The organism is Luteibacter sp. RCC_6_2 (genome assembly GCF_041360655.1).
Lineage (GTDB): Bacteria > Pseudomonadota > Gammaproteobacteria > Xanthomonadales > Rhodanobacteraceae > Luteibacter.
Genome location: NZ_JBFUPQ010000020.1, coordinates 44,537 through 55,267, shown reverse-complemented (window position 1 = coordinate 55,267; position 10,731 = coordinate 44,537). Strand labels below are relative to the sequence as shown.

Annotated in this window: 10 protein-coding genes; 3 read left to right on the top strand and 7 right to left on the bottom strand. The window is 66.0% G+C overall.

Annotated features, from left to right (window positions below):
- Positions 1–455 (top strand): transposase (locus tag AB6730_RS17940; protein ID WP_371024959.1); only part of this gene is annotated, 455 nt, incomplete at its 5' end.
- A gap of 144 nt (positions 456–599) precedes the next feature.
- Here the strand turns inward: AB6730_RS17940 and AB6730_RS17935 are convergent.
- The 7 genes from AB6730_RS17935 to AB6730_RS17905 form a co-directional block, all read right to left on the bottom strand.
- Entirely contained in the window at positions 600–1,895 is a 1,296-nt protein-coding gene (locus tag AB6730_RS17935; protein ID WP_371024958.1) for an argininosuccinate lyase, read from the bottom strand.
- Positions 1,896–1,911: 16 nt separating this feature from the next.
- Entirely contained in the window at positions 1,912–2,859 is a 948-nt protein-coding gene (gene argC, locus AB6730_RS17930) for an N-acetyl-gamma-glutamyl-phosphate reductase (RefSeq protein ID WP_371024957.1), read from the bottom strand.
- Between the two features lie 6 nt (positions 2,860–2,865).
- Positions 2,866–4,182, bottom strand: coding sequence for an acetylglutamate kinase (locus AB6730_RS17925; RefSeq protein ID WP_371024956.1), 1,317 nt, complete (start codon positions 4,180–4,182; stop codon positions 2,866–2,868).
- Positions 4,172–5,269 carry an acetylornithine deacetylase gene (locus AB6730_RS17920; RefSeq protein WP_371024955.1) on the bottom strand — a complete coding sequence of 366 codons (1,098 nt, stop codon included), beginning with the start codon at positions 5,267–5,269 and terminating at the stop codon, positions 4,172–4,174. The genes AB6730_RS17925 and AB6730_RS17920 overlap by 11 nt, the downstream gene beginning before the upstream one ends.
- A gap of 9 nt (positions 5,270–5,278) precedes the next feature.
- Entirely contained in the window at positions 5,279–6,484 is a 1,206-nt protein-coding gene (locus tag AB6730_RS17915) for an argininosuccinate synthase (protein ID WP_371024954.1), read from the bottom strand.
- Positions 6,485–6,526: 42 nt separating this feature from the next.
- Positions 6,527–7,561 (bottom strand): N-acetylornithine carbamoyltransferase, encoded by a 1,035-nt coding sequence (locus tag AB6730_RS17910; protein WP_371024953.1) that lies wholly within the window; start codon positions 7,559–7,561, stop codon positions 6,527–6,529.
- A gap of 526 nt (positions 7,562–8,087) precedes the next feature.
- Positions 8,088–8,651, bottom strand: a complete 564-nt coding sequence (locus AB6730_RS17905; protein WP_306851298.1) for a glycine zipper 2TM domain-containing protein — start codon at positions 8,649–8,651, stop codon at positions 8,088–8,090.
- A 204-nt stretch (positions 8,652–8,855) separates the two neighbouring features.
- On the opposite strand from AB6730_RS17905, the gene cysS reads away from it, so the two are divergent.
- Together cysS and AB6730_RS17895 are read left to right on the top strand one after the other, a co-directional pair.
- The gene (gene cysS, locus AB6730_RS17900) at positions 8,856–10,235 is read left to right on the top strand and encodes a cysteine--tRNA ligase (protein ID WP_371024952.1); all 1,380 of its coding nucleotides are present in this window, start codon (positions 8,856–8,858) and stop codon (positions 10,233–10,235) included.
- Positions 10,232–10,669, top strand: a complete 438-nt coding sequence (locus AB6730_RS17895) for a SufE family protein (protein WP_371024951.1) — start codon at positions 10,232–10,234, stop codon at positions 10,667–10,669. The genes cysS and AB6730_RS17895 overlap by 4 nt, the downstream gene beginning before the upstream one ends.
- Positions 10,670–10,731: the final 62 nt, after the last annotated feature.

The following is a 10,731-nucleotide window of genomic DNA, read 5'->3' as shown; positions in this document are numbered from 1 at the left end:
CCATGATCGATGCGGCCAAGGTCCAGATCGCCGACCTGGACAAGCGCATCGCCACCGCCACGACGGCGGCGGCGCCCACGTCGCGGTTGCGCGAGGTTCCCGGCGTGGGACCGGTGACGGCAGCCACGCTGCTGGCCTACCTGCCCGAGCTGGGGCGGCTGTCACGACAACAGATCGCAGCGCTGGTCGGTGTTGCGCCGTACGTCGACCAAAGCGGCCGACGCGACGGGCCTCGACGGGTCCGCGCCGGCCGATGGATCGTCCGACGCGCGCTCTACATGGCCACCTGGTCCGCCATCCACGCCAAGGGCAGCGCCCTGGGCGAACGGTATCGCGCCCTAAGGGCGCGCGGAAAAGTGGCCAAGGTCGCCCTCGTCGCCTGCATGCGCAGCTTCATCACCGCCATCAACGCCATGGTCCGTGATCAGGTCGGCTGGCGATCCACTGCGCCTTGAGGAGCCAAAGGAAAAAGACAGTTGCTCCCACCGAGCGATGTCGGCCTTAGCGAGCTGGCGGAAACCTCGTCAGCTTCCGCTGCCCGGTGGCGTCGTCAGCTACCGCGACCTGGTGGGAGCCGACCTTGTCGGCGATGGCCGGCGTCAGCCGGCCAAGGCATCCAACCGAGCCCGCAACGTATCCAGCATCAAACCGCGACCCGCCCCTGGCGAAGTCCTCGCCGCGAGACTCGATTCCGGCGTGCGCCCCTCCCCCGCCGAAGCCGCGGTTTCCGCCGCCGCCCGGTACGCGTCGCGGAAGGGCACGCCAGCCGCCGCCTGCTCGATCGCCACGTCGGTGGCATACATCGCCGGTTCGATGGCGGCACGCATCCTGTCCGCCTTCCATTCGAAGCGGGCAAGCATGTCCGGCAGCAGTTCGAGCGCACCCAGCCCCATGGAAAAACCATGGAACAGCGAGCCCTTCGAAAGTTGCAGGTCGCGCTGGTAACCGGAAGGCAACGACAAAAGCTGCTCGATCTCGGTGCGCGCCGCGGCCACGCTGGCATAGCTGGCGCGCAACAATTCGACGACATCGGGATTGCGCTTGTTCGGCATGATCGACGAACCGGTGGTGTACTCCGCCGGCAGCTTCACGAAATCGAATTCCGCGGTGGTGAAGAGCGAGAGATCCCACGCGAGGCGACGCGTATCGAGCAGCGCGGTACCGACGGCGTCGAGCGCGGCCATCTCGAATTTCCCGCGAGACAGCTGCGCATAGATCGGCGAGACCTGCATCCGTCCGAAGCCGAGAGCCGCGGTCGTATGCGCGCGGTCGAGGGCGATATTCACCCCATAACCCGCCGCCGTGCCGAGTGGATTGGCATCGATCAGCTCCAGCGCCTGGCGGGCCCGCAGCGTATTGTCGATGAAAGCCTCCGCGAACGCGGCGAACCACATTCCGGTGGACGACACCACGGCGCGTTGGATGTGCGTGTAGCCGGGCATCGGCAACGATTCCCCGGCCGCGCGCTCGAGGCAGACGTCGGCGACGCGGCGGCAAAGCGCCTCCAGCGTCGCCAGCTTCTCCTTGAGCCACAGGCGCGTGGCGACCAGGACCTGGTCGTTGCGGCTGCGTCCGGTGTGCACGCGCCGCCCCGCGTCGCCGAGGCGTTCGGTCAGGCGTGCCTCGATCGCCGAGTGGCCATCCTCGAAACGCTCGTCGAGGACGAAGGTGCCCGCCGAGAAGTCGGCCGCGAGGACGTCGAGCTCGCGCAGCAACGCGTCGCGCTCCTGCGTGGAGACCACGCCGATGTTGGCGAGGCCTTCCACGTGCGCCTTGCTCGCCGTGATGTCGTGCAGGAAGAATTCGCGGTCGAGCACGACGTCGTTACCGGCGAGGAAGCGCATGATGCGCGCGTCCACCTGGGTGTCGGATTTCTGCCAGAGCGGCTGGGTCATGAGGGGTTCCTTTGGCTCAGAGCGGAATGGCGGTCAGTTCGTCGAAACCGAGCGCACGGTTGACGTTCTGCATCGCCTGGGTGGCGGCACCCTTCAACAGGTTGTCCAGCGTGGCGACCACGACGACACGGCGACCGTCGTTGGAGACGGCGAAGCCACCCACGTCGAGGTGATGCCTGTTGGCCACCTGGCTCACCCACGGGGCCTCGTCCACGACGTGGATCAGCTTTTCTTTCTCGAAGCGTCCCTCGAAGCGGCGGACGATCTCCTCGCGCTTCGCCGGTTTGGCGAGATAGAGGTTGGTGGTGACCGTCAGCCCGCGAAAATGCGGCGCGACATGCGGCATGAACTCCACCGGCAAACCGAGGTGACGGCTGGCTTCCTTCTCGTGCATATGCCCGGTGAGCGAGTACGGCATGAGGTTGTCGCGCAGCTTCTCCGGATCGTTGCGATCGGACGGCGTCGTGCCCGCACCGGAATAGCCGGACACGCCGAACGAGACCGGCGGAGCGGCCAGCAGGTCCTTGATCGGAGCGATGGAGACCTGGATGGCCGTGGCGTAGCAACCCGGGTTGCTGATGCGCTTTTCCCCGCGCCAGCGGTCGCGATACAACTCCGGTAAACCGTAATACCAGCGTTCGTCGAAGCGATAGTCGGCGGAGAGGTCGACGATCACCGTCGCCACCGCGGCCTTGTCGATCGCTTCCACGTAAGGAGCGGCCTTGCCGTTGGGCAAGGCCAGGATCACCACGTCGGCCGCCGCCGTGGCGACGGCGGCGGGATCGAGGTTGCCATAGGTGAGTTCGCCCTCGTAGGCATCGCTATGATCGGCCAGGCGCTGGCCATCCAGTTCGCGCGAGGACACGAAAGCCAGCTCCAGGCCCGGATGGCTGGCGATGAGCTTGATCAGTTCCGCACCCGTATGACCGCGTGCGCCGACGATGCCGATGGTCTTCTTGGCCATGAGCGTTCAGTCCTGCAGGGTGGGTTCGCGCGTGGCGCAATGCGCGACGCAACGTTCGATGTCGGCGAAGTTGTCCAGCCCGTACCAGAACACCTTCCAACGGGCTTGCTTGAAGCAGCCGTCCGACTCCGCGTAGTAAAAATGATTGATCACGTTGCCGTGTCGCGAGCGCCAGAAAAGCTTGGGATTCTCGTCGCGCATCACCTGCCATACGGCGCGTCCGAGACCTTCGCCCTGGGCTTCGTCGAGCACCGCGAACTTGTCCAGGTAGGCGAACCCTTCTTCGGCCGTCAACACCATCGCCGCCCGGTAGTTCTCCGAGACATAGAGTCGATAGAGGTCGGTGCGCTCGAAGTAGTCGTCCACGAGGGTGCGACCGAAGCTGGACTCGATCAGCTGGCGCATGCGGGCCAGGTCGACGCCCTCCCACGACTCGAAGCGGAGCACGCGCTCGCCACGGCGCACGAGGGTGCCGGAACCCTTGTGCGTGAACAGCTCCTTGGCCAGTTCCGCCGGCCGCGTGATCGAGACCGACGAGGTCAGCGGCAGGTCGTCGAGGAGATCCTTGATCTGCTCGATCTTCAGGCGCATGCCCGAGTGCAGCCACGGCTGCTGGAGCAGCTGATCGTACTCGGTCGAGAGGTTGATCGAATCGATGACGTTGCCGTCACCGTCGAGCAAGCCGCCCGTGCCGGTCAGGAACACGATCTTGTACGGCTGCAGCACGCGGACCAGTTCGTTCGCGGCGAAGTCGGCATTGATGTTGAGGATCTGCCCCGAATCGGTCTCGCCCAGGCTGGCGATCACCGGGATCGAACCCGCACGCAGGCTGGCCTCGATCGGCGCGAGGTTGATGGTGCGCACGCGGCCGACGAGGCCGAAGGTTTCCTGGTCCATGAAGTCCGCCGCGAACACGCCCGATGGCACGGAGGTGGCGCGTGTGTCGGCCTCTTGCAAGGCTTCCACCAGGCGCAGGTTCTGCGCCTGGAACACGCGGCGCACGATTGCCAGCGCCTCCGGCGAGGTCACCCGCAGGCCGTTCACGGTTTTCTTTTCGATTCCAGCCGCCGAGAGTTCCTCGTCCAGTTGCGGACCGGCACCATGCAGCACGATGGGCGTGAGGCCCACCTGTTGCAGGAAGGACAGCGAGGACGTGAGATCCGGCAAGTCGTCGCGCAGCACCGCGCCGCCGACCTTCACCACGGCGAAGCGGGCGGCGTCCAGCTGCGAGAAGCGCTTCAGGTATTGCTGGATCTCGCGTGCGCTGCCCATGGAGGACAGCAGGCGCACGATGGTTCTGCGGGTATGTTTATTAGAGTCCACTGTCCACGATCCGATGGATGGTCTGGGCGTAATGAGCCAGCTGGTCGAGTGCGACCCATTCGTCGGCGCTGTGCGCCTGCGCGATGTCGCCGGGGCCATAGACGAAGGAGGTGTAGCCGGCCTTCGAGAACAGCGCGGATTCGGTCCAGAAATCGACCGCGTTGCCCACGGGGATACCCAGTTCGTCGGCGAGGTCGCGGGCGGCCAGGCGGCGCGTCTCGGCCGTGGCGGTATCGCCCGCCGGTAACGAATCGCCGCGGAACGTCTCGCCGTACTCGACCGGATGCGGCTCGACCAGGGTTCGGAAGGTTTCAAGCAGGCGATCGGCATCCATCGATGGCAACGGGCGGAAGCCGAAGCGGACGTCCGCCGTCGGCGCGATCACATTGGCCTTGATGCCACCTTCGACCTTGCCGATGTTGAAGCGAAGGCCGGTGAGTCCACCGAAGCGTTCGTGCGATTGCGCCTGCACGTGGTCGAGCGCCGCGGCTCCCCAGCGGATCGCCTGGTGCAGCGCGCTGTCCGAAGGCTTCTGCTCTCCCGAGGCATGGCCTGCCCTGCCCTGGAATCGCATCTGCACGGAATGGATGCCACGATGCGCCAGCACCGCCTCACCCTTGGTCGGCTCGGCGACGATGATCGCCTCGTAGTCGCGCGGTGTCTTCAGGAAGCCGTCGATGCAACGCGCGTCGTTGGCTTCCTCGTCGGTCGACAGTAGCAACGCCATGTCGCCCTTCGAGGCGTTGGCGACCGCGACCAGCGCGGCCGCGGCACCCTTGATGTCGCATGCACCGAGGCCGATGGCACGGTCTTCCGTCACCCGCAGCTCGAACGGGCTGGCCGTCCAGTGCGGGGAATCGGGCACGGTATCCAGGTGCACGTTGAACAGGTACCTGGGCGTGCCGCGCACGGCGTAGAGATTCACGGCACCGGCACCGAAATCCGTCACCTGCACGTCGAAGCCCGGAAGGTTCGCGCGCAGGTAATCGAAGATCCCGTCGGTGCCGATGGTTCGTGGCGGGTTGCGCGTGTCGAATCCGACCAGCGCGCGCAGATGGGTGAGCGTTTCCTCGAGGAGCGTATCCATGGGTTAGGATCAGTTCCCGTTGGCGCGGTCGACTTCCGCCCAGAGCGTGGAGCTCATGCCGTAGAGCTTGATGAAGCCCTCGGCCTCGGCCACGCCCCAGTCGGCGGCCTGGGCATAGGTCGCCCTGGCCGACTGCAGGATGTTCTTCGATTCCACCTTCACCGCGTAGACCGTTCCACCGCGGGTCTCGATGATTACCTTGCCATCGACCTTGCGCTGGGTGGAGACGAGGAAGGCTTCGAGATCGGCCTTGACCGGATCGTTGAAGAAGCCTTCGTAGGCCACTTCGGTCCACTTGCGGCCGATCTCGGGCTTGAAGCGGTTCTGCTGCTTGGACAGCACCGTTTCCTCCAGGGCGCGATGCGCGGTCAGCAGCGCCGTGAGCGCGGGCGCCTCGAACACGATGCGGCCCTTCAGGCCGATGTTGGTATCGCCGGTATACATGCTGCGGCCGACGCCATACTTCGCCAGTTCACGATTGAGGAAACCGAGGATCTCCGGACCGGAGGCCGCCTTGCCATCGAGGGACACCGCCGTGCCCTTCTCGAAGCCCAGTTCGATGCGCAGCGGTTCGGACGGCCATTCGGAACGCGGCGCGCACCAGCCCACGGCACCTTCGCCCGGGATCTCCCATGCGTCGATCTCGCCGCCGGAGATGGTCACGCCGAGCACGTTCTCGTTGATGGTGTAGTGCTTGGTCTTCGCACGCACTTCGAAGCCCCTGTCCTCCAGGTACTTCTGCTCGTACGCGCGCACCTGGGTGTGCTCGCGCTGGATCTCGCGGATGGGAGCGATGATGGTGTAGTCGCCCAACGCCTTCACGGTCAGGTCGAAGCGGACCTGGTCGTTACCCATGCCGGTGCAACCATGCGCGAAGAATTTCGTGCCCAGTTCATCGCAGCGCTCCAGCGAGGCCTTCACGATGAGGTAGCGATCCGAGACCAGCAACGGGTACTGGCCCTGGTAGAACTCGCCAGCCCAGATCAGCGGGGTGACGAAGCTGTCCCAGATCGCCTGGGCGGCGTCCACGGTGCGATGCGAGGCCGCACCCAGTTCATGGGCGCGCTGCTCGATGTACTCGCGTTCCTCGGACGAGACGCCACCGGTGTCGACGAACACGGTATGCACCGCATAGCCGCGCTCGGTCAGGTAAGGAACGCAAAAGCTGGTGTCGAGGCCGCCCGAGAAGGCGAGGACGATATCTTTGCTGGACATGCTGGCTCCGAAGGAAAACGATGGGCGATCGGGAAAGACGAATCAGAAACCGAGGCCGGACTTCACGCCCGACGAATGTGAAATGAGCGAGGCCATGACCGCCTTCTGCACGTGCAGGCGATTCTCGGCTTCGTCGATGGCGATGCAGGCCGGCGAGTCCATCACCGCATCGGTCGCCTTGATGTTCCGGCGGAGCGGCAGGCAATGGCTGAAGAGGCCGTTGTTGGTCAGCGCCATCTTGGCCTCGTCGACGATGAAATGCTTGTTGGCGTCGCGGATCGCCTTCTCCTCGTCCCAGCGGCCGAAGTAGGGAATGGCGCCCCAGCTCTTCGCGTAGATCACGTCCGCGCCGCGATACGCGGCCTCGATGTCGTGCGATACCTGTAGCGAACCACCGTTCTCGTGGGCATTGCTCCTGGCGAACTCCATGTAGCGCTCGTCGAGTACATATTCCGGCGTGGGGCACAGCAGGGTCACGTCCATGCCCATCTTCGTCGCGATCAACAGGGCCGAATTCGCTACCGCCGTGTTCAGCGGCTTCGGGTGGTAGGTCCAGGTGAGGACATACTTCTTGTTCTGCAGGTCGCCGAGGTGTTCCCTGAGCGCCAATGCATGGGCCAGTTCCTGGCAGGGGTGGGTAATCGTCTCGAGGTTGATCACCGGCACCGTCGCGTACCGCGCGAAGGCCGCCAGCACCTTGTCCTGGCGGTCCACCGACCAGTCGACGAACTTGGGGAAGGCGCGCACGCCGATGAGGTCCACGTAGCGCGAGAGCACGCGGGCCACCTCGGCGATATGTTCCTCGGTATCGCCATCCATCACCGAACCGACCTCGAACTCGATCGGCCACGCGTCCTTGCCCGGCGAAAGCACCACCGCATGGCCACCCAGCTGGAAGGCACCCAGTTCGAAGCTCGTTCGCGTGCGCATGGACGAGTTGAAGAACATCAGGGCGATCGACTTGCCGGCGAGCTGCTGGCCCTGTGGCGAACGCTTGAACTCCGCGGCCTGCTCGAGCAGGGCGTCGAGTTCGGCGCGGCTGTAGTCCTGGGTGGAAAGGAAGTGGCGAACGGTCATGGCAATCCAGTTCGGTCGGTGGCCACGGGGCCGTGGAGGAAAGAGGAATCGAAAACAAAAAAACCCGGCGCATGGCCGGGTTTTTTAGTCGGTACGAATGAAACGCGTGCGACAGCCTACCCGGCCAGTGATCCGATGTACGGTCGACGAGCACGCGAGGTCATTCCTGCGGCCATACGGGCGCTGGTAAGGACGATCGCGGTGTAGACGGCGTGGGTCACGGCAAGATCTGGAAAGGTGGAACCGCGATCATGCCGGGATTTGGTGCGGCGCGCAACAAGCCCGGTGACGGAACTCCGGTGGCAGGGACTCGGTGGCAGGGACTCGGTGGGAGCCGCTCAACCTGTGGGAGCCGCTTCAGCGGCGATGGGTGCTGGCCCGCTGCCGCGGGATCGCCGCTGAAGCGGCTCCCACAGGTTGAGCGGCTCCCACAGTCACAGTCGATCTCCCACCAGAGTGCCGCCTCCAGCGGAACGAAAAAGGCCGCGATCGCTCGCGGCCTTTTCTGGTGGAGGCGGTACGCAGGTCAGTCCGCCGGCGCCACGCTGACGCGAACGCGCAGGCGCTCGCCCGGGTCGTAGTTCAGACGCGAGACGTAGACCTCCCCGCGATAGCGGTATTCGACGTCGTAACCCGCTATGCGGCGCTGCTCGGACACGGAGCTGACGTCACGGCAGCGCGTTTCGGTGCTTTCGTAGGTGCGGTCGCCATTACGGGCTATGCCGTTGCCGACCGCGCCGCCGGCGACGGCGCCGACCACCGTGGCGGCCTTGCGGCCGTCACCCTTGCCGACCGTGTTGCCGAGCACGCCACCCACGACGGCGCCGAGAATGGTACCGGCCGTGCTGTTGCCGCTGGATTCGCGCCGAACGACGGGTTGGTCGTAGCACTCCTGGCGAGGGGTCTCGATTCGGGCCACGCCGTACACCGGGTCGACGCGCAGGACGTCCGCCCAGCCGTAATGGGTGTTGTCGTCCGGACCCGCGGAGGGGCCAGGGCCCGGAGGACCGGGAACGTAGCGACCGTCCTGGGCACTGACGCCGGTGGCGAACAGGGCGAGAATGAGCGCGGGGATGAGCAGGCGAGACATTTAGGAAAACCTCCAGCCAGACGCACGAATGGCGCCTACTGGCGAGCATTTCAGCAAGTTCACGCTGAATCCACGCTTAGAACCGGCGGGCGAAATCGTCACACCCCGTGTCAACCGATTCCGGTCCCGCGCGTGCGTCCCGTTCGGATGGGCTTGCTATCATCTGCGGATGGCCCGCACGCCGCGCCCGTCCACGGATTCCCGATGCCGATTTCGCTCTACAACACCTTGTCACGCCGCACGGAGGCGTTCACCCCCCTCGATCCGCAGCGGGTGACGATGTACGTGTGCGGGCCCACGGTCTACAACTACATCCACATCGGCAATGCCCGGCCGCCGGTCGTCTTCGACGTGCTCGCCCGCCTGATCCGCCGGCATTACCCGAACCTGGTCTACGCCCGGAACATCACCGACGTGGACGACAAGATCAATGCCGCCGCGGCCGCCGCCGGCGTGCCGATCGCGCAGATCACCGATCGTTACACCCAGGCCTACCGCGACGACATGGCCCGCCTCGGCGTCGCCCCGCCCGACGTCGAGCCGCACGCCACCGCGCACATCCCGCAGATCGTGGCGATGATCGAGCGCCTGATCGCCGGCGGCCATGCGTACGAGGCCGAAGGCCACGTGCTGTTCCACGTCGAGTCGTTTCCGGCCTATGGCGCCCTGTCGGGGCGCGATCCGGAAGAACTGCTCGCCGGCGCACGCGTCGAGGTGGCGCCGTACAAGAAGAGCCCGGGCGACTTCGTGCTGTGGAAACCCTCGGACGCGAGCCTGCCCGGCTGGGACAGTCCCTGGGGCCGGGGCCGCCCGGGTTGGCATATCGAATGCTCCGCCATGAGCGAGGCCCATCTCGGCGAGACGATCGATATTCATGCCGGTGGCGTGGACCTCACCTTCCCGCACCACGAGAACGAGATCGCCCAGAGCGTCTGCGCGCATGGCGGCAAGACCTTCGCCCGGTACTGGCTGCACAACGGCATGCTCACGTTCGAGGGCCGGAAGATGTCCAAGTCGCTGGGTAACGTGCTCCAGTTGCACGAGTTGCTCGGCAAGCACCCCGCGGAGGCGCTGCGCCTCATGCTCCTGCGAGGCCATTACCGCCAGCCGCTGGACTGGTCGGAGGCCGCGATGACCCAATCCGTACGCACGCTCGACGGCTGGTACGGTGTCCTGCGCGACATGGGCGACGTGGACGCGGGCGAGGCGGTGGTGCCCGAGTCCGTCGAAAGCACGCTCTGTGACGACCTGAATACGCCCCAGGCGCTGGCCGAGATATCGCAGCTGGCCGACGCCGCCCGCCGGGCCACCGGCGCGGCACGCGGCCCGGCCAAGGCCGCGCTATTGGGCGGCGGCGCCCTGCTCGGCCTGCTCCAGCAGGAACCGGAAGCCTGGTTCCGCCAGGGCAATCCGGGCGAGGCCGTCGACGCGGCCGCCATCGAGGCGCTGCTGGAGGAGCGCCGCGCGGCACGCGCGGCGAAGGACTTCGCCCGCTCGGACGCCATCCGCGACCAGCTCAAGGCGTGGGGTGTCGCGATCGAGGACGGCGCGCAAGGCACGCGCTGGAGCGTGGTGAAGGCATGAACGAGCCGATGGAAGCCACGGCCATCGAGGCACAGGCCGCGATCGCGGAGGAGTTCGCCTTCTTCGGTGACTGGACCGAGCGTTACCAGTACCTGATCGACCTCGGCCGCCAGCTACCGCCCTTCCCCGACGAGCGGAAGACCGAGGAAAACCGCGTGCACGGCTGCCAGTCGATGGTCTGGCTGATCCCCTCGGGCGACGCATCGAAGATGCACTTCGACGCCGCCAGCGACTCGGCCATCGTTTCCGGCCTGATCGCCCTGGTGCTGCGGGTCTACTCCGGTCGTTCCGCGCGCGAGATCGTCGACACCGATCCCACGTTCATCCAGGAGATCGGCCTCGGCAAGCACCTGTCGCCTACCCGGTCGAACGGGCTCGCGGCCATGCTCGCGAAGTTGAAGGCCTACGCGGCGGCATCGCTGGCCCAGGGCTGAGCGGAGCGGACGTCGGAAAGCAAGACGGCCCCGCGATGCGGGGCCGTCTCGTGTCGCAACCA

Excerpts from the sequence above, each read along its gene's own strand:
- AB6730_RS17895 (WP_371024951.1), top strand. The coding sequence starts at position 10,232 with ATGAACGAGCCGATGGAAGCCACGGCCATCGAGGCACAGGCCGCGATC.
- AB6730_RS17920 (WP_371024955.1), bottom strand. The coding sequence starts at position 5,269 with ATGGATACGCTCCTCGAGGAAACGCTCACCCATCTGCGCGCGCTGGTC.
- cysS (WP_371024952.1), top strand. The coding sequence starts at position 8,856 with ATGCCGATTTCGCTCTACAACACCTTGTCACGCCGCACGGAGGCGTTC.
- AB6730_RS17905 (WP_306851298.1), bottom strand. The coding sequence starts at position 8,651 with ATGTCTCGCCTGCTCATCCCCGCGCTCATTCTCGCCCTGTTCGCCACC.
- AB6730_RS17915 (WP_371024954.1), bottom strand. The coding sequence starts at position 6,484 with ATGTCCAGCAAAGATATCGTCCTCGCCTTCTCGGGCGGCCTCGACACC.
- AB6730_RS17935 (WP_371024958.1), bottom strand. The coding sequence starts at position 1,895 with ATGACCCAGCCGCTCTGGCAGAAATCCGACACCCAGGTGGACGCGCGC.
- AB6730_RS17910 (WP_371024953.1), bottom strand. The coding sequence starts at position 7,561 with ATGACCGTTCGCCACTTCCTTTCCACCCAGGACTACAGCCGCGCCGAA.
- argC (WP_371024957.1), bottom strand. The coding sequence starts at position 2,859 with ATGGCCAAGAAGACCATCGGCATCGTCGGCGCACGCGGTCATACGGGT.